This is a genomic window from Isoptericola jiangsuensis, from assembly GCF_048320105.1.
In the GTDB taxonomy this organism is placed as follows: Bacteria; Actinomycetota; Actinomycetes; order Actinomycetales; family Cellulomonadaceae; genus Isoptericola; species Isoptericola jiangsuensis_A.
Window position 1 is genome coordinate 823,532 of the sequence record NZ_CP182942.1, and the last position, 16,402, is coordinate 839,933.

The 16,402-nt window shown below is 72.7% G+C and carries 19 protein-coding genes; 8 read left to right on the forward strand and 11 right to left on the reverse strand.

The annotated features are described in order from the left end of the window. Positions 1 to 11: 11 nt before the first annotated feature. Positions 12 to 1,226 carry an acyl-CoA dehydrogenase family protein gene (locus ACNHYB_RS03860; protein WP_418277058.1) on the reverse strand — a complete coding sequence of 405 codons (1,215 nt, stop codon included), beginning with the start codon at positions 1,224 to 1,226 and terminating at the stop codon, positions 12 to 14. Positions 1,227 to 1,320: 94 nt separating this feature from the next. Here ACNHYB_RS03860 and ACNHYB_RS03865 point away from each other — a divergent pair, with 94 nt between their 5' ends. The 4 genes from ACNHYB_RS03865 (at position 1,321) to ACNHYB_RS03880 (ending at position 4,868) form a co-directional block, all read left to right on the forward strand. After that, complete coding sequence (locus ACNHYB_RS03865; RefSeq protein WP_418277059.1) at positions 1,321 to 1,959, forward strand: QsdR family transcriptional regulator; 639 nt, start codon at positions 1,321 to 1,323, stop codon at positions 1,957 to 1,959. An 18-nt stretch (positions 1,960 to 1,977) separates the two neighbouring features. Further along, entirely contained in the window at positions 1,978 to 2,394 is a 417-nt protein-coding gene (locus tag ACNHYB_RS03870) for an acyl-CoA thioesterase (protein WP_418277060.1), read from the forward strand. A gap of 208 nt (positions 2,395 to 2,602) precedes the next feature. Beyond that, positions 2,603 to 3,664: a phosphotransferase family protein gene (locus tag ACNHYB_RS03875; RefSeq protein WP_418277061.1), complete on the forward strand. Its 1,062-nt coding sequence runs from the start codon at positions 2,603 to 2,605 to the stop codon at positions 3,662 to 3,664. A gap of 1 nt (position 3,665) precedes the next feature. Then, entirely contained in the window at positions 3,666 to 4,868 is a 1,203-nt protein-coding gene (locus ACNHYB_RS03880) for an acyl-CoA dehydrogenase family protein (RefSeq protein WP_418277062.1), read from the forward strand. 419 nt (positions 4,869 to 5,287) lie between these two features. On the opposite strand, the gene ACNHYB_RS03885 is transcribed toward ACNHYB_RS03880, so the two are convergent. The 9 genes from ACNHYB_RS03885 to ACNHYB_RS03925 all read right to left on the reverse strand — a co-directional run bounded on the left by ACNHYB_RS03885 (position 5,288) and on the right by ACNHYB_RS03925 (position 13,192). Beyond that, a complete protein-coding gene (locus tag ACNHYB_RS03885) occupies positions 5,288 to 6,568 on the reverse strand; it encodes an ABC transporter substrate-binding protein (protein ID WP_418277063.1) in 1,281 nt (426 codons plus the stop codon). A 5-nt stretch (positions 6,569 to 6,573) separates the two neighbouring features. Further along, complete coding sequence (locus ACNHYB_RS03890; protein ID WP_418277064.1) at positions 6,574 to 7,641, reverse strand: branched-chain amino acid ABC transporter permease; 1,068 nt, start codon at positions 7,639 to 7,641, stop codon at positions 6,574 to 6,576. After that, on the reverse strand, positions 7,638 to 8,516 hold the full coding sequence (locus tag ACNHYB_RS03895) for a branched-chain amino acid ABC transporter permease (protein ID WP_418277065.1): 879 nt from the start codon (positions 8,514 to 8,516) through the stop codon (positions 7,638 to 7,640). Before ACNHYB_RS03895 ends, ACNHYB_RS03890 begins: the two co-directional genes overlap by 4 nt. Then, on the reverse strand, positions 8,516 to 9,265 hold the full coding sequence (locus tag ACNHYB_RS03900; protein WP_418277067.1) for an ABC transporter ATP-binding protein: 750 nt from the start codon (positions 9,263 to 9,265) through the stop codon (positions 8,516 to 8,518). The genes ACNHYB_RS03895 and ACNHYB_RS03900 overlap by 1 nt, the downstream gene beginning before the upstream one ends. Continuing rightward, positions 9,262 to 9,993, reverse strand: a complete 732-nt coding sequence (locus ACNHYB_RS03905) for an ABC transporter ATP-binding protein (RefSeq protein WP_418277068.1) — start codon at positions 9,991 to 9,993, stop codon at positions 9,262 to 9,264. The genes ACNHYB_RS03900 and ACNHYB_RS03905 overlap by 4 nt, the downstream gene beginning before the upstream one ends. Before the next feature lie 121 nt (positions 9,994 to 10,114). Next, positions 10,115 to 10,873: an SDR family NAD(P)-dependent oxidoreductase gene (locus ACNHYB_RS03910; RefSeq protein WP_418277069.1), complete on the reverse strand. Its 759-nt coding sequence runs from the start codon at positions 10,871 to 10,873 to the stop codon at positions 10,115 to 10,117. Beyond that, positions 10,870 to 11,859 carry an NADPH:quinone oxidoreductase family protein gene (locus ACNHYB_RS03915; RefSeq protein ID WP_418277070.1) on the reverse strand — a complete coding sequence of 330 codons (990 nt, stop codon included), beginning with the start codon at positions 11,857 to 11,859 and terminating at the stop codon, positions 10,870 to 10,872. The genes ACNHYB_RS03910 and ACNHYB_RS03915 overlap by 4 nt, the downstream gene beginning before the upstream one ends. After that, positions 11,856 to 12,440, reverse strand: a complete 585-nt coding sequence (locus ACNHYB_RS03920; protein WP_418277071.1) for a TetR/AcrR family transcriptional regulator — start codon at positions 12,438 to 12,440, stop codon at positions 11,856 to 11,858. Before ACNHYB_RS03920 ends, ACNHYB_RS03915 begins: the two co-directional genes overlap by 4 nt. 11 nt (positions 12,441 to 12,451) lie before the next feature. Further along, a complete protein-coding gene (locus ACNHYB_RS03925) occupies positions 12,452 to 13,192 on the reverse strand; it encodes an SDR family oxidoreductase (protein ID WP_418277072.1) in 741 nt (246 codons plus the stop codon). 167 nt (positions 13,193 to 13,359) lie between these two features. On the opposite strand from ACNHYB_RS03925, the gene ACNHYB_RS03930 reads away from it, so the two are divergent. Next, positions 13,360 to 13,890 (forward strand): YbhB/YbcL family Raf kinase inhibitor-like protein, encoded by a 531-nt coding sequence (locus tag ACNHYB_RS03930; protein WP_418277073.1) that lies wholly within the window; start codon positions 13,360 to 13,362, stop codon positions 13,888 to 13,890. After that, on the forward strand, positions 13,887 to 14,474 hold the full coding sequence (locus ACNHYB_RS03935) for a YbaK/EbsC family protein (protein WP_418277074.1): 588 nt from the start codon (positions 13,887 to 13,889) through the stop codon (positions 14,472 to 14,474). Before ACNHYB_RS03930 ends, ACNHYB_RS03935 begins: the two co-directional genes overlap by 4 nt. 6 nt (positions 14,475 to 14,480) lie before the next feature. On the opposite strand, the gene ACNHYB_RS03940 is transcribed toward ACNHYB_RS03935, so the two are convergent. Next, positions 14,481 to 15,443, reverse strand: coding sequence for a siderophore-interacting protein (locus ACNHYB_RS03940; RefSeq protein WP_418277075.1), 963 nt, complete (start codon positions 15,441 to 15,443; stop codon positions 14,481 to 14,483). A 113-nt stretch (positions 15,444 to 15,556) separates the two neighbouring features. On the opposite strand from ACNHYB_RS03940, the gene ACNHYB_RS03945 reads away from it, so the two are divergent. Both ACNHYB_RS03945 and ACNHYB_RS03950 read left to right on the forward strand, forming a co-directional pair. Next, on the forward strand, positions 15,557 to 16,204 hold the full coding sequence (locus ACNHYB_RS03945) for a DsbA family oxidoreductase (protein ID WP_418277076.1): 648 nt from the start codon (positions 15,557 to 15,559) through the stop codon (positions 16,202 to 16,204). Beyond that, entirely contained in the window at positions 16,201 to 16,383 is a 183-nt protein-coding gene (locus tag ACNHYB_RS03950; RefSeq protein WP_418277077.1) for a hypothetical protein, read from the forward strand. Before ACNHYB_RS03945 ends, ACNHYB_RS03950 begins: the two co-directional genes overlap by 4 nt. The last annotated feature ends 19 nt before the right edge of the window (positions 16,384 to 16,402 follow it).

Consider the following 16,402-nt stretch of genomic DNA (forward strand, 5'->3'; position numbering starts at 1 on the left):
GTAGGGGCGGGTCACACGAAGGCCGCGTGGCCCGTGATGGTCCGACCGACGATGAGGTGGTTCATGTCACGGGTGCCCTCGAAGGTGTAGACGGCCTCGGCGTCGGCGAAGTAGCGCGCCACCCCGGTGTCGAGGGTGATGCCGTTGCCCCCGCAGACCTCGCGGGCGAGCGCGACGGTCTCGCGCATCCGGGTCGTGACGAACGCCTTGGCCAGCGCGGCGTGCTGGTCACGCTGGGTCCCGGCGTCCTGCATCTGCGCCACGCGGACGCACATGCCGACGCTGGCGGTGACGTTGCCGAGCGCGGTGGCGAGCTTGTCCTGGACGAGCTGGTACGAGGCGATCGGGTTGCCGAACTGCTCGCGCTCCCTGGTGTACTTCACGGCAGCCTCGTAGGCACCGATCATGGTGCCGAGCGCCTGCCAGGAGACGCCGTCGCGGGTGACGCGCAGGACGTTCGCCAGGTCGCGGAAGCTGTTGATGTTCTGCAACCGGTCGGACTCGGCGACCTCGACGTCGGTCAGGGTGATGTCGGCGTTCTGCACGATCCGCAGCGACTGCTTGCGCTCGATCTTCGTGGCGGTGAAACCGGGCGCGCCCTGGCGCACGATGAAACCCTTGACCTGGTCGTCCGCGGTGTCCTTGGCCCAGATGACGACGAGGTCGGCGAACGTGGCGTTGCCGATCCAGCGCTTGGCGCCGTTGAGGACCCAGGTGTCCCCGGTGCGGGTGGCGGTGGTGCGCAGGCCGCGGGCAGTGTCCGACCCGGACAGCGGCTCGGTGAGCCCGAACGCCCCGATGAGGTCGCCGGAGGCCATGGCGGGGAGCCACTGGGCGCGCTGCTCGGGCGAGCCCCCGAGGCCGATCGAGCTCATCGCGAGCCCGCTGGACACCCCGATGAACGTGCAGAAGGAGGAGTCCACGCGGGCGAGCTCCATGCCGACCCATCCCCGGAACACCGCGGAGTTCTCGAACTTCGCGGTCTCGTCCCAGGCGGCCCCGACGGAGCCGAGCTCGGCGAAGGGCTTGAAGAGGTGCACGGGGCACTCGGCCCGCTCCCAGTAGTCGTCCGCCAGGGGGCGCACCTCGCGCTCCATGAAGTCACGGACGCGCCCGACGGCCTCCTGCTCCACGGGCGTGAGGAGGTCCTGGAAGCCGTAGAAGTCGGCGTCCAGCCGGTCGGGTACCGCAGGGGCGGCAGGCGCCGCCGGGGTGGTGAGAGTCATGTTCGCTCCGATCCTCGTCGATCTCGTGATCCCAGTGTTGCATCATTTTTGTATTTGTTGCACCCGTCGGGACGATCACGGCTAGGCTGCCCCCATGCTCACCGTGACCGGCGAGATCGCCGACATCGGCCTGCGGGCCGTACCGACCAGGCTCTCAGCCCGCCTGGCACCCGGCGTCCATCCGGACGCCCTGCGGGCGTTCGAGACCGCACGTGAGACCTTCGTCTCAGGTCGACGGATCGACATGGGGGCGCTGGCCGCCGACCTCGGCGTCGACCGGACGTCCGTCTTCCGCTGGGTCGGCAACCGTGACGCGCTCCTGGCGGAGGTGCTGTGGTCCCTCGCGGTGCCGACCCTGGTCCAGGCCCGCCGGGCTGCGGTCGACGCCGGCCAGGACGGCGCCGAGCACGTCGCCACCCTGCTCACCCACTTCGCCGCCGACCTCATCCGGGCCGACTACTTCCGCACCTTCCTCGCGCGCGAACCCGCGCGCGCCCTGCGGCTGCTCACCACGACCGCCGGCCCGATCCAGCACCGCTACGTCGCGACGGTCGAGCACCTCGTCCGCACCCACCTGGGACCGACGCCGTTCGACGGCGCCATCGACCCGCACGCCCTGGCCTACCTCCTGGTGCGCGTGTCGGAGTCGTTCACCTACGCCGACCTCATCGCCGGCGAGACCCCCAGCCCCGACACGGCGCGCTCCGCGTTCCGGCACCTGCTGCGCGTCTGAGCGCACCGAGAGGACACCATGACCAGGCCCCGCCACCCGTTCGCCCTGCGCTGGAACGACAACGACCAGTACGGCCACGTCAACAACACCGTCTACTACCAGGCGATGGACACCGCCGTGAACACGTGGATGATCCGCGAGGCCGGGCTCGACCCCGCCGGCGCGGTGCGCGGCTACTGCGTCGCGTCCTCCTGCGAGTTCCACGCCCCCGTCTCCTACCCCGCCGACGACCTCGAGGTCGTCATCGGTGTGCACCGTGTGGGCACCACGAGCATCACCTGGGACCTGCCCATCGTGCGTACCGGCACCGACGAGCCGGTCGCCGTCGGCCGCTTCACGCACGTCTTCGTCGACGCGACCACGCAACGGCCGGTCGCGGTCCCGGACCCGATCCGCTCCGCCGTCGAGCAGCAGCTCGGCACGCCGGTCGCCTGACGTCCCCCGCCCGCGGCCCGCTGCTCCCGGCACGCACGCCGGCGCCGGCGCTGGTGAGGGGCGCAGGTGCGGGCGCACGAACCCGGACACCACCGGGTGAGCTGAGGCAGTGTGTCGGGCTGCACGATTCGCTCCACATACCGACCGCGCGGTATGCTCCTGGGGCCCGGCACCGACGCCGGTCCCGAGGAAGAAGGTGAGGTCATCGATGACCGACGTGCCCGGACTGGACTGCGCCGGCCTGACCCGCTGGCTGGCCCGCGAGCACCCCGAGCTCGCCCCGCAGGACGGGACGACGCTCACCGCGCAGGTCATCGCCGGCGGCCGCAGCAACCTCACCTACCGGGTGGACGGCGCTCGACGCCCCCTGGTGCTCCGGCGCCCACCCCTGGGCCACGTGCTCTCCAGCGCCCACGACATGCAGCGCGAGCACCGCGTCATCTCCGCCCTCGGCCCCAGCCGCGTACCGGTGCCCGAGGCCGTCGACGTGGTCGACGACGGCGCCGCGCAGGAGGTCACGGGCACCACGTTCTTCGTCATGGAACGCGTCAGCGGGACCGTGCTCGCCCGGCCCGAGCAGAACGGCGACTACAGCGCGACCGGGCTGCACCGCCTCGGGATCAGCCTGGCCACGACGCTCGCCGACCTGCACGCCGTGCGCCCGGACGACGTCGGCCTCGCCGACTTCGGGCGCCCCGACGGCTACCTGGAACGCCAGCTCACCACCTGGCGGCGCCAGTACGACGCGTCCCGCTCCCGCGACCTGCCCGAGCTGGACGAGCTGCAGGACCGCCTCGGCGCGAGCGTGCCTGCCACCCTGAGCACCGGCATCGTGCACGGCGACTACCGCCTGGACAACGCCCTCGTGGGCGGCACCGCGGACCGGCCCACCGTCGAGGCCGTGCTCGACTGGGAGATGGCCACCCTCGGGGACCCTCTGGTCGACCTCGGGCTGCTCGGCCTCTACTGGGACATCCGCGAGCTCACCGGCAGCGGCCCCGTCGTCTCCGCCGTCGTGCCCGATGCCGGGTACCCGGCGTTCGACGAGATCGTCGACGCCTACGCCGCGCGGTCCGGCACGAGCGTGCCGGACCTGTGGTGGTACCGCGCCTTCGCCGCGTACAAGCTGGCCGTGATCCTCGAGGGGATCCACTTCCGCTACCGCGCCGGCGAGACCGTCGGCGACGGGTTCGACACCATCGGCGACCTCGTCGCCCCCCTCGCGGCCGACGGGCTCGCCCGCGCGGCCGCCCGACCCAGGAGCGCCTGACATGGACTTCGCCCCCGACGCCCGCACCACCGAGCTCACCTCGTCGGTGCGGGCCTTCGTGCACGACCACGTCCTGCCTGCCGAACCCGTCCTGGACGAGCAGCTCGCCGCCGCACCCGAGGACTGGAGCTTCCGCCCCGTCGTCGACGAGCTGCGGGCCGAGGCCCGCGCCGCAGGACTGTGGAACCTCTTCCTGCCGTCAGAGCGCGGGGCAGGGCTCACCAACCTGCAGTACGCGCCGCTCGCCGAGGCGACGGGCTGGAGCGTCCGCCTCGCCCCGGTGGCGATGAACTGTGCCGCGCCCGACACCGGCAACATGGAGCTCCTCGCCGAGTTCGGCACACCCGAGCAGCAGGAACGCTGGCTGGAGCCGCTGCTGGACGCACGCATCCGGTCCGCCTTCTCCATGACCGAGCCCGACGTCGCGTCCTCGGACGCCTCCCAGATCGGCACCCGCATCCGCCGCGACGGCGACGAGTACGTCGTCTCCGGGCGCAAGTGGTGGTCCACCGGGGCGATGAGCCCCGACTGCACGCTGCTGATCGTCATGGGCAAGACGGACCCGGACGCCGACCGGCACCACCAGCAGTCGATGATCCTGGTGCCTCGCGACACCCCGGGGGTGCGGGTCCTACGCCCGCTGACGGTGTTCGGCTACGACGACCGTGACCACGGCGGACACGCCGAGATCGTGTTCGACGACGTCCGCGTGCCGGCGACGAACCTGCTCGGCACCGAGGGCGGCGGTTTCGCCATGGCCCAGGCGCGGCTCGGCCCGGGACGCATCCACCACTGCATGCGCGCCCTCGGCACGGCCGAGCGCGCGCTGTCGCTCGCCGTCGAGCGCGCGCACGACCGGTCCACGTTCGGGGTGCCCCTGTCGCAGCAGGGCGTGATCCGCCAGTGGGTCGCCGAGGCTCGCGTCGAGATCGAGGCGCTGCGACTGCTCGTGCTCAAGACCGCCTGGCTCATGGACACCGTCGGCAACCGTGCGGCGATGACCGAGATCCAGTCGATCAAGATCGCGGTGCCGCGAGCCGTGCAACGCATCCTGGACCGTGTCATCCAGCTCTTCGGGGCAGCCGGCGTCTCCGGCGACCAGCCCCTGGCGGAGATGTTCGCCGGCATCCGCTCGCTGCGCATCGCGGACGGCCCGGACGAGGTTCACCTCGCGTCCCTCGGGCGCGCCCAGCTGCGCCGCTGACCCTTCCGCTCCCGCGGGGTGGTACCGCTGCTGCGCCTGGGAGCGGGACACCCTCGACGGACGCACGAACCGTTGGCGGTCCCGACCCGTCGACGGTGCGGCGGTGACCGTCGCCGAGGGAAGCCGGCGAGCCCCACGCTTCTACCAGCGCAACGGGGTTCCTGCCCGACTGCCCACGCCACGTCGACGCCGGCCACGGCATCGTCTCGGTCCGTCAGGTCCGCTGAGGCCCCCGTCCCGCGCGCACCGGCGGGCTCGTCCGACCTGCCCGGGCAGCCCCGGGCGACCCCCGGCGGCTCTCCCCCGTCCACCACGCGACAGCGGGATGCCCGGGCACGCACGACGGGACCCGGCGCGTGGGGGGCGCGCCGGGTCCGGTCGGTCTGCGGGCCGGCCGGGATCGCCCGGCCGGCGGTCGATCACTCGGCGGGGATGCCCTCGTTCTCCACCGCGGGCGCCGCCGGCTCGGCGGGTGCCACGGCGTCGCCCTCGAGCACGTAGGTGGTGCCGACGAAGTCCTGCACCCCGTCGTCGACGATCGTGATGCCGGCGGTCGTGTAGCCGGCGTGGTTGTCCGCCGAGTAGCCGAGCGGTGCGAGACCGTTGCCCGTCACGTCACCGGACTCCAGCGCTTCCACGATCGACTCGCGCGTGGGGTCCTCGCCCGCCTTGGTCAGGGCCTCGACGAACGTGTAGCCGACGCTCATGCCGAACACGGTGTTCCCGTCGAACGGCGCACCGCCGTTGTGCTCCTCGTTGATGGTCGTGAAGAGCTCCACCCAGTCGCTGTCCGGGTTGAACGGCAGGTAGTTGACGGACACGAAGCTCTGCAGGAGCTGCGGTGCGACGTCCTCGCCGAGGTATCCGACCAGGGTCGGGTAGTCGCCGCCCGCAGAGGCGGCCATCCAGGTCGGCATGAAGCCCATCTGCGCGGCGGTGCCCACCGCGAGCGCGGTGAATCCGTTGACGGTGCCGAGCATGACGACCTCGCACCCGGCGGCCTGGAGGGCGCCGATCTGGGCGGTCACGTCCTGGTTGGAGGTCTCGTACGTCTCGTAGGCGGTGATGCCGTCCTCGCCGAGGGCGATCTCGGCCCCCTCGAGGAACGTCTCGCCGTAGTCGTCGTTCTGCCCGAGGACGCACACCTTCTTGCCGGCGTGCTCGTCGGCGGCGTACTGCCCGAGCGCGGAGCCCTCGACGTGGTAGTCCGCGTTGTAGCCGAAGGTGTAGGGATACTCCTCCGGGTCGTTCCAGGCGGTCGATCCGGACGACACGAACAAGTCCGGCACCTCGTTCTGGTTGAGGAAGTCCAGGACGGACGAGTGGGTCGGGGTGCCCAGACCGTTGACGATCGCGAAGACGTCGTCCTGCTGGACGAGCTCGCGCACCACCGTCTGGGTGTTGGCCGGGTTGTAGCCGTCGTCCTTGACGAGGTACTCGATCTGACGCCCGTGGACGCCTCCGTCGGCGTTGACGTGGTCGAAGTAGGCCTTCGTCGCCGCGGAGATCGAGGAGTACCCGGCGGCGGCAGGTCCCGTGAGGGGCTGGTGGGTGCCGATGGTGATGGTGTCGGCGGTGACGCCGGGCACCGCCTCGTCGGCACCGCCGCAGGCGGCGAGCGTCAGGGTGAGGGTCGTGGCGCCGAGCGCGGCGACGGTGGCGCGTGCACGGGTGCGCCGGGTGGTGGTGGTGGTCCGCATGGAGGTCACCTCTCTGTGAGCGATTGCGGGGCTTGCCGGGTCGGCCGGAGCCGGTGGGTGAGGGAGCTGACGCGACCACCGAGGGCGTGTGAGAGCCCTCCTGGCCACGCGACGGTGACCGCGACGAGCAGCACACCGAAGACGAGGACGGCGACGTTGCCGGCGAGGCGCTGCTCGAGGTCCGCGGGCAGGCCCACGCCGGCGACGACGGTGTCGATGAGCCAGGGCAGCAGGACCACGAGCACCGCACCGACGGCGGCGCCGCCGATGCTGCCGAGGCCGCCCAGGACGACGGCGACGAGCAGAAGCAGGGAGAAGGCGAGGTCGTAGGCGCCGTGGCTGACGTTCTGCGTGACGATCGCCAGGACGGCGCCACCGAGCCCGGCGGAGAGCGCTCCGGCGACGAACGCCTTCGTCTTGACCCGCGCCGGGGAGATCCCGGCGAGCCGCGCGGCGGTCTCGTCGCCGTGCACGGCCCGCATCCGGGTGCCGGAGCGCCCGGAGCGCATGAGCGCCAGGGGGGTGACGGCGACGGCGGCGATCACCACGGCGATCCAGGCGTGCCACTGCTCGACGCCGACGACGCCGCGCAGGGCGTCGGGCACGCCTTCGAACGGCACGCCGACCCCCTGTCCCCCGCCGAGGCCGGGGACCTCGGTGGTGATGGCCGGCAGGGCGATCACGAGCGCGAGGGTGAGGCCCGCGAGGTAGGGCCCCTTGAGGCGGGCGCCGGCGAGGCCGAGCAGCACGCCGACGGCACCCGCCAGGACGAGCGCACCGGCGATGCCGAGACCGAACCGTGCCGGTCCGCCCAGTCCGGCCTCGGCGGCGGGGGCTGCGGTGAGGGCGTAGCCGTAGCCGCCCGCGGCCATCAGCACGGCGTGCCCGAGGGACAGCTGGCCGGACAGGCCGACCAGCAGCGTGAGGCCGGCGGTGGCGCAGAACGTGGCGGCGACGACGGCGAGCTGGTAGTTGCGGTAGTCGTCCAGCACGAAGGTCGCGCCGACGGCCAGGAGCGTGAACAGCAGGGCGCGCAGCACGATGGCGCGGACCCGCTGTCGATCGGTGGTCATGCTGTCCGGGCCTCCTTGACCGCGAAGATCCCGCCGGGTCGCACCAGCAGGACGAGGGTGAGCAGGGCGAGCACCGCCAGGGGTGCGAAGCCGGCGCCGAGGAACCCGGTGACGAGACTGATGAGGACGCCCACGACGATCCCGCCGACGAGCGCGCCGACCGGCGAGTCGAGCCCGCCGAGCACGGCCACGGTGAACGCGTGGACGAACAGGATGTCGCCGGTGTGGGCGTTCAGACCGAGCTCGGTCGGGATGAGCAGCATGACGGCGAGCGCGGCGACGCCGGCGGAGAGCATCCAGCCGAGGGTGACCATGCGCGGTACGCGGACACCGAGCAGCCGGGAGACTTCCGGCGCCATCGCCGAGGCCCGCATCTGCAGCCCGAGGGTGGTGGCGTTGAAGAGCACGGCGAGCCCGACGACGACGGCGAGCGCCACGACCAGGACGAACAGGTCGTAGGGCGAGAGCACGGGCACGGACCCGATGACGAACGGCTGTTTCGACAGAGGCGCGGGCAGGGGCCGGTGCTGGGGGCCGAAGGCGATCCCGATGGCGGACTGCAGCACCATGACCAGCCCGATCGCGACGATCATCCCGGGCAGGGGGTTGGTGGCGGGCACCAGCCGGATGAGCCACCGCTCGACGGCGAACCCGACGAGCGCGCCGGTGACGACCGCGACGACGAGGCCGAGCCAGAACGACCCGGTCAGTCCGGTGACGGCGAAGGCGAGGTAGGCGGCGACGACCGCCATGGCGGCCTGCGCGAAGTTCACGATGCGTGCTGCCCGCCAGATGATGACCAGCGAGAGCGCGAAGAGTGCGATGACGAGGCCACGGGCGACACCGGTGGCGAGGAGGAAGGCGAGACGGTCCATCAGAACCCCAGGTAGGCGTGCCGGAGGGCGGGGTCGGCGGCGATCGCGGCGGCGGGGGCGTCGGCGACGACCTCCCCGAGTCCGAGGACGACGCCGCGGTCGGCGATCGACAGGGCGCTGGTGACGTTCTGCTCGGCGAGCAGGACGGTGAGCCCGGTCCGTTGCGCGGTGTCGCGCAGGGTGGTCATGAGCTGTGCGACGACACGCGGGGCGAGGCCCAGGGAGGGCTCGTCCAGCAGCAGGACGCGCGGGCGGGCGACGAGCGCCCGGGCGAGGGCGAGCATCTGCCGCTCCCCGCCGGAGAGCTGGTGGCCGAGGGACCGGCGTCGGCGCGCGAGCGGTTCGAACTGGTCGTAGAGCTCGGCGACGGCGGTGCGGCGGGCCCGGCGTCCGGGGATCTTCCAGAGCGCGCCGAGGTGCAGGTTCTCCTCCACGGTGAGCTCGGCGACGACGCTGCGCCCTTCGGGCACCTGGGCCAGGCCGCGACGGGCGCGGTCCTCGACGCTGATGCCCGTGAGGTCCTGGCCGTCGAGCAGGATCGTGCCGGAGCGGGGGGCGACCAGCCCGGAGATCGAGCGCAGCAGGGTGGTCTTGCCCGCACCGTTGGCGCCGAGCAGCGCGACGACGGCGCCGGGCGCGATGTCCAGGACGAGGCCGTCGAGGACGGGCGCGCCGGCGTAGCCGACGGTGAGGCCGTCGACGGCGAGCATCGTCCGGGTGGTGGTGACGGGGTCGGTGGAGGTGGTCATGCCGCGACCTCCAGCCCGAGGTAGGCGGCCTCGACCGCCGGGTCGGCGCGGACCTCGTCCGGGGTGCCGCCGGCGACCTTCCTGCCGAAGTCCAGGACGACGACCTGGTCGGCGAGCCCCATGACGAAGTCGACGTGGTGCTCGACCAGGAGCACCGAGCAGCCCTCGTCGGCGAGCTCGCGCACCACGAGGGAGAGCTCGCCGATGTCCTCGGTGCCGAGGCCGCCGGCGGGTTCGTCGAGGAGCAGCAGGCGCGGCGTGGTGACGAGCGCGCGGGCGAGCGCGACGCGCTTGCGCTCGGGGTAGGGCAGTGCCGCGACGAGGGTCGTGGCGTGCTGGGCGAGTCCGAGCCTGTCGAGCACGGCCATGGCGGCCGCGACGTGCGCGTCGGTCCCGCCCTTGCGGCCGGTGAGGGGGACGAGCACGTTCTCGACGACGCTCATCGCGTCGAAGAGACCGAGGCCCTGCAGCGTGCGGGACACCCCGGCCGCCACGAGGCCGGTGGGTGAGGCCGGCGCGCGGTGCCCGGCGATGCGGATCGTCCCGGCGGTCGGTCGGACCAGGGAGCAGACGGCGTTGAACACCGTGGTCTTGCCGGCCCCGTTGGGGCCGATCAGGGCGACGGTCTGGCCGTCGCCGACGGTGAAGCTGACGTCGTCGAGGGCGGTGAGCCCACCGAACCTGACGGTGAGCCCGTCGACCTCGAGTCGTGGGGCTGTGCTGGACATCGGCACCTCTTCGTGTCGGATGGTCACACTCTAGCGGGTAAACCGACTAGTTGGTATGTCATATTCGTAGATGTTGCACGGTTGTGACGATGCAGGGGGGCGGGGCTGGTCGCCCGATGTCTCAGAGGTGCCCGACGCCGTTGATCATGCCGCCGTCGACCACCAGCTCCGCGCCGGTGACGTAGGCCGACGCATCGCTCGCCAGGTAGACCACCGTGCCCGTGAGGTCACCGGGCACGCCGCCGCGACGCAGCGGGATCGGCAGACCGGACGGGTCGATCCTGGCGGTCATGTCGGTGGCGATCCAGCCGGGGTGGACCGAGTTCACCCGCACACCGTGCTGCCCGAGCTCCACGGCCAGGGACTTGGTGAGACCGCGCACGCCGAACTTGGAGGCCACGTAGCCGTGCAGGTGGGTGCTCCCCCGCATGCCCTCGACGGACGAGATGTTCACGATCGACCCGCGACCCTGCGTCCGCATGGTCGCCGCGACGGCGCGGCACCCGAGGTAGACGCCCGTGAGGTTCACCGCGATGACGGCGTCCCACTTGGCCCGCGGGTAGTGCTCGATGGGACCGGCGTTCGCGATCCCGGCGTTGTTGACCAGGACGTCGAGCGCCCCCCAGGTCTCGACGGTGTCCGTCACGAGAGCCGCCCAGGCCTCCTCGTCCGTCACGTCGAGGGGCACGAACCGGGCCCGTCCACCCAGCTCGGCCGCGACGGCCCGCCCCTCGGCCTCCATCAGGTCGGCGACGACGACGTGGGCACCGGCGTCGTGCAGCGCCCGGGCGTACGCCGCACCGATGCCGCGGGCGCCCCCGGTGACGACGGCGACGCGGCCCGTGAGGTCGAAGAGACCGGTGGACGAGTCGGCGGTCACGACGCCACCTGGACGACGAGCCGGCCCGTCGTGGTCCCGGTGGCCAGCAGCTCGATCGCCTCGGGTGCCTTCTCGAACGGGACCGCGTCGGCCACCACCGGGCGCAGCACGCCGGCGTCGGCGAGCCGGACGAGCTCGGCGTGGGCGGCGTCGACGAGGTCGGGGTCCTTCTGGGCGTACAGACCCCAGTGCAGGCCGACGACGCTGTAGTTCTTGACCAGCGCGTGGTTGGCGCGCACCGGCGGGATCTCCCCGCTGGCGAAGCCGACGACGACGATGCGCCCCTCGAAGGCGATGCACTTGGTCGAGGCCTCGAAGGACGGCCCTCCCACGGGGTCGAACACGACGTCCGCGCCGGCGCCGCCGGTGATCTCCTTGACCCGCGCGGCGACGTCGTCGGACCGCAGCAGCACGTGCTCCGCGCCGGCGGCACGGGCGACCTCCGCCTTGGCCTCGCTGCCGACCACCCCGATGACCCTCGCTCCGGCGGCAGCGCCCAGCTGGCACGCGGCCGTGCCGACGCCTCCCGCCGCGGCGTGCACGAGGAGGGTCTCCCCGGCACGCAGCCCGGCACGGCGGTGCAGCCCGAACCAGGCGGTCTGGTAGGCGACCGTGAGGGCAGCCGCCCGGGCGTCGTCGAGCGAGTCGGGTGCGCGGTGCAGCAGCGCCGCCGGGAGCACGACCTGCTCCGCCAGCACACCGATGTGCGACCCGACGACCCGGTCGCCGACGCGCACGCGCTCCACTCCCTCGCCGACCTCGACGACGTCGGCGCACAGCTCGATGCCGGGCACGAAGGGCGGCTCCGGCCGCACCTGGTACTGGCCACGGGCCAGCAGCACGTCGGGGAAGTTCACCGCCACGGCACGCACCCGGACCAGCGCCTCGCCCGGCCCCACCCGGGGTACCTCGACGTCGTCGAGGCTCATGACCTCGGTCGGTTCGCCGTTGCGGTGCACGCGCCAGGCGCGCAGGGTGGCCGTCATCTGTCCTCCACGGTGATGCTTCTCAGGAAGAGGTCCGCGAGCTGGTTCGCGACCTCGGACTTGGTCTCGGGACCCGACGGCGAGTACCAGTACGACAGGTAGTGCACGTCGGAGTAGAAGTGCGCGATCAGCACCGAGCGCGGGACGTCGGTGCGCACGACACCCTCGGCCTGACCCTGGGCGATCAGGGCCGCGAACTCGTCGTGGTACTCCCGGCGACGGCTCGTGACCTCCTGGTGCCGGTCAGGGGTGAGCATGTGCATGCTGCGGAAGAACACCGTGCCCTCGGGCAGCAGGTCGATCGAGGTCTCCACGACGTCCACGCAGACGGCGCGGACCACGTCGATGGTCGCTCCGCCCTGCGTCACGATCTCGTCCAGGCGGCGCTTCTGCAGCGTCAGCATCCGGTCGTAGATCGCGAAGAGCAGGTCGTCCTTGGACTGGAAGTAGTGGTACATGGCGCCCTTGGTGACGCCGGCGGACTCGACGATCTGCTGGACGCTCGTCGTGGCGTAGCCCTGGGTCGAGAACAGGTCCAGGGCGGCCTTCAGCACGGCGTCGGCGACGTTGGTGGTCTTCATGGCACCATCCTTCACCCGACGGGCGCGATCGACGCGCCACCGTCGATCCGGAGTGTCTGCCCCGTCACCCAGGCGGCGTCGTCCGACAGCAGGAAGGCCACCGGCCCGGCGACGTCGGCCGGCTCGCCGAGGCGGCGCAGGGGGTATCCGGCGGCGGCCGCGGCCTCGTCGTCGGCGTACAGCGCCTCGGCGAAGCGCGTCTTGACCACGGCGGGCGCGACCGCGTTGACGCGCAAGGCGGGCGCGAGCTCGTGGGCGAGCTGGACGGTGAGGTTGATGAGCGCGGCCTTGGACACCCCGTAGAAGGCGATGTGCGGGCTGGCGGTGGTCCCCGCGACGGAGGCGAGGTTCACCACGGAGCTGCTCAGGCCCGCGGCCACGGCGTCGCGCGTCCACTCCAGTGCGGCGACGAGGTTGACGTCGATGATCTTGCGGATCATCGACGGCTCGACCTCGAGCGCCGGCCCCCAGGCGGGGTTGATGCCCGCGTTGTTCACCAGGTGGTCGATCCGGCCGAAGCGCTCCGCGGTGGCGCTCAGCACCGCGGCCCGGTGCTCGGCGTCGTCCGCCCGTCCGGCCACGCCCAGGGCCTGCTCGGGCCCGAGCGTGTCGACGGCCTCGGCGAGCGCGTCGGCGTTGCGTCCCGTGACGACCACCCGGCCGCCCTCGTCCACGATCCGCCGGGCGATCGCGAGGCCGATCCCTCGGCTCCCGCCGGTGATCACCGCAACCCTGTCCTCGAACCTGCGCACCTGTCCCCCGCACGTCGTCGAGCCGGCCCGTCGTGACGACGTACCGGATGGTCGGTTTGTTCTTCTCACCCTAGCACCGGCCGTCCGACCCGCGCCGCGGTCCCGTCGCGGACGCCGTCTCACCCCTCGCCGTTGCCCGACGTCGCCGTCCGCGACAGAGTGGGGGCATGGACTTCACGCGACCGCTGCCCCCCGACCCGTACTCCCTGCTCCCGGTCCCCGCGACGTTCACCCTGACGAGCCCCGACGTCACCGCGGGGGAGCCGATGAGCGCCGACCACGCCGTCGACGGCGGGAACACGTCGCCGGCGCTCGCCTGGTCCGGCTACCCGGAGGCGACCCGGTCGTTCGTCGTGAGCTGCTTCGACCCCGACGCGCCCACGCCGTCCGGGTACTGGCACTGGCACGTGCTCGACCTGCCCGCCTCCGTGGACCACCTGGAGCGAGGCGCAGGCGCCGCCGACGGCTCCGGCCTGCCCGCCGGCGCCTTCCAGCTCGCCTCCGACGGCGGTCAGGTCGGCTTCGAGGGTGCGGGTCCGCCCCCGGGCGACCACGCCCACCGGTACGTGTTCGCCGTGCACGCGCTCGACGTGGAGTCCCTGGACCTGACCACCGACAACACGAACGTGCACGCGGCGTTCAACGTCTACTTCCACACCCTGGCCCGCGCCACGCTCACCGGGACGTACCAGCGGTGAACGACGCCGCCGCACCGCTGCTGCCCACCCTCGGCGACCTCGCGTGGGAGCCGGCGCTCGGGCGGTCCGACCTGCTCGCCGACCCGGTCGCGGCCGCGCTGACGGCCTGGTCCGGGGTCGACGAGCGTGCCACGACGAGCATCGCCGTCGCCGAGATCGACCCCGACCACGCGGACACCGCGACCCTCAACGAGGTGCACGGGCTACCGGCGGCAGCCTCGGCGAACTGCGTGCTCGTCGCCGGCCGCCGCGGCCAGGCCGAGCGGGTGGCCGCCTGCGTGGTCCCGGCCACGACCCAGGCCGACGTCAACTCCCTGGTGCGCAGGATGCTCGACGCCCGCAAGGCGTCGTTCCTGCCGACGGACCGCGCCACCACGGAGTCGGGCATGCAGTACGGCGGCATCACGCCCGTCGGGCTGCCCGCCGACTGGCGGGTGCTCGTCGACGCCCGCTTCGCCGCGCCGGGCAGCCTGGCCCTCATGGGGTCCGGGCTGCGGCGGTCCAAGCTGCTGATGCCGGGACCGCTGCTCTGCGCGATGCCCGGGGTCGAGGTGGTCGAGGGCCTGGGCGTCGACCGCGTCTGAGGTGCCTCAGCACTCCGAGCGGCCGCGGCGCCAGTAGCCCATGAAGGCCACGGCCTTGCGGTCGACGCCGCGGTGCGTCACGAGGTGACGGCGCAGCGTCTTGATGACGCCGGCCTCGCCGGCGAGCCACGCGTACAGCACGGCGTCCTGGACCAGGGGGCGCCCGTCCACGTCGACCGGCACCTCCCAGAGGGTCTCCGTGTCGATGTCGACGTCGGCGAGCTCGGGCAGCGGGTCGACCGCCACGGCGGAGTCCTGCGCCGACGCGCGCACGCCCAGCGCGAGCATGCGGTCGGCGGCGTCCTGGACCGCGGGGACCAGCAGGTCCCCGTGCTCGCGGTCCTCACGGGCCAGCCAGGTGATGCGCACCCCGGCGGGTGCGGCGAGCGTCCAGCGGTCCTCGCGGTGCGGCACCTCGAGGAACACCTCGCCGACGGCGTCCGCGGGCAGGCTCTCGCAGATGGAGGCGATCGCCGGCACGGCGGTCTCGTCGCCTGCCAGGAGCAGCGCGTGGCTGGTGGCGGGCGGGGCGAACTCCAGCCCACGGTGCGGACCCTCGTGCGCGGCGTTCGGGCCGAGGATGACCAGCGGGCTGCCCGGCTTCGCGCCGTTCGCCCACCGCGAGGCCGGCCCGGTGTCGCCGTGGAGCACGATGTCGACGTCGACCTCGCGCAGGTCGTGGCGCACGGACCGCACCGTGTAGGTGCGCAGCGGGTTGCGACGCTCCTCCGGCAGCTCGCGCCAGGCGGTGTACCAGTCCGGGTTCTGCCGGTCCAGGTACTCCCAGCCACCGCACGGGGCGGGGAGCAGGAACTTGATGCGCTGGTCGCGGCCGTTGTCGGCGAACTGGTCGAGGTCGGCGCCGGTGAACGTGACCCGCACGAACGAGGGGCACAGTCGCACCACGCGCCGGACCTGCACGTCGAACATGCGGAAGGGCGTCGTGGTCCGGGTCGCGGTCACACTCATGCAGGCCAGCCTAACCTTCCCTGCCGGGTGGTTCGCAAGCACCGTGACCCGGCTCACAGCAGAGCCTCCGCCGACGGCGGAACACCGGCCCCCGAGGCCGGGTTGGCACGATCATGACTACCGTCCACGTCGACATCTGGTCCGACATCGCCTGCCCGTTCTGCTACATCGGCAAGCGCAACTTCGAGTCGGCCGTCGCCGCGAGCGACCTCGACGTCGAGGTCACCTACCGCTCGTTCCAGCTCTCCCCCGACATGCCCGACGACGCCGCCGGCAGCCACGCCGAGATGCTCGCCGCCAAGATGGGCGTCGGCGTCGAGGAGGCCCGCGGCATGGAGGCCCGGACCGCCGGCCTCGCCGAGCAGGTCGGTCTCGACTTCGACTACGACGCCGTCCACCCGGCCAACACGCTGGCCGCCCACCGGCTGCTTCATCTGGCCAAGGCGCACGGCAGGCAGGGCGAGATGAAGGAGCGGCTCATGGCCGCCTACTTCGCCGACGGTCGCCACGTGGGGCGCACCGAGGAGCTCGTCGAGATCGCCGGCGAGGTCGGGCTCGACCCCGACGTCGTGCGTGAGGCCCTCGACTCCGGTGCGTACGCCGACGACGTCGCCCAGGACGTGGCCCGGGCGGCGGCGTACGGGATCCGTGGCGTGCCGTTCTTCGTCCTCGACGCCCGGCTCGCCGTCTCCGGCGCGCAGCCCCCGGAGGTGTTCGCCCAGGCGCTCGCCCAGGCGGCCGGCGAGGAGGACGCCGCGTGAGCGCCCCGCTCGACGGCCGGGCCGCGGCATCGGGGGACGGCGCCCGGTCACCGTTCACCCTCGTCGGTGACACGGCAGCCCTGTGCGAGGGCGACGTCTGTGCGCTGCCCGCGTCGCCGGCCGGGCACGACGAGGCCAGGTCCGACGCCCTTGCGCTGGCGACCCCGCGGGCTACCTGATCTGATCGGAGCACCACGA

Bases quoted from the DNA above. Each gene is read 5' to 3' on its own strand.
- ACNHYB_RS03860 (WP_418277058.1), bottom strand. From the start codon at position 1,226: ATGACTCTCACCACCCCGGCGGCGCCTGCCGCCCCTGCGGTACCCGAC.
- ACNHYB_RS03865 (WP_418277059.1), top strand. From the start codon at position 1,321: ATGCTCACCGTGACCGGCGAGATCGCCGACATCGGCCTGCGGGCCGTA.
- ACNHYB_RS03870 (WP_418277060.1), top strand. From the start codon at position 1,978: ATGACCAGGCCCCGCCACCCGTTCGCCCTGCGCTGGAACGACAACGAC.
- ACNHYB_RS03875 (WP_418277061.1), top strand. From the start codon at position 2,603: ATGACCGACGTGCCCGGACTGGACTGCGCCGGCCTGACCCGCTGGCTG.
- ACNHYB_RS03880 (WP_418277062.1), top strand. From the start codon at position 3,666: ATGGACTTCGCCCCCGACGCCCGCACCACCGAGCTCACCTCGTCGGTG.
- ACNHYB_RS03885 (WP_418277063.1), bottom strand. From the start codon at position 6,568: ATGCGGACCACCACCACCACCCGGCGCACCCGTGCACGCGCCACCGTC.
- ACNHYB_RS03890 (WP_418277064.1), bottom strand. From the start codon at position 7,641: ATGACCACCGATCGACAGCGGGTCCGCGCCATCGTGCTGCGCGCCCTG.
- ACNHYB_RS03895 (WP_418277065.1), bottom strand. From the start codon at position 8,516: ATGGACCGTCTCGCCTTCCTCCTCGCCACCGGTGTCGCCCGTGGCCTC.
- ACNHYB_RS03900 (WP_418277067.1), bottom strand. From the start codon at position 9,265: ATGACCACCTCCACCGACCCCGTCACCACCACCCGGACGATGCTCGCC.
- ACNHYB_RS03905 (WP_418277068.1), bottom strand. From the start codon at position 9,993: ATGTCCAGCACAGCCCCACGACTCGAGGTCGACGGGCTCACCGTCAGG.
- ACNHYB_RS03915 (WP_418277070.1), bottom strand. From the start codon at position 11,859: ATGACGGCCACCCTGCGCGCCTGGCGCGTGCACCGCAACGGCGAACCG.
- ACNHYB_RS03920 (WP_418277071.1), bottom strand. From the start codon at position 12,440: ATGAAGACCACCAACGTCGCCGACGCCGTGCTGAAGGCCGCCCTGGAC.
- ACNHYB_RS03930 (WP_418277073.1), top strand. From the start codon at position 13,360: ATGGACTTCACGCGACCGCTGCCCCCCGACCCGTACTCCCTGCTCCCG.
- ACNHYB_RS03940 (WP_418277075.1), bottom strand. From the start codon at position 15,443: ATGAGTGTGACCGCGACCCGGACCACGACGCCCTTCCGCATGTTCGAC.
- ACNHYB_RS03945 (WP_418277076.1), top strand. From the start codon at position 15,557: ATGACTACCGTCCACGTCGACATCTGGTCCGACATCGCCTGCCCGTTC.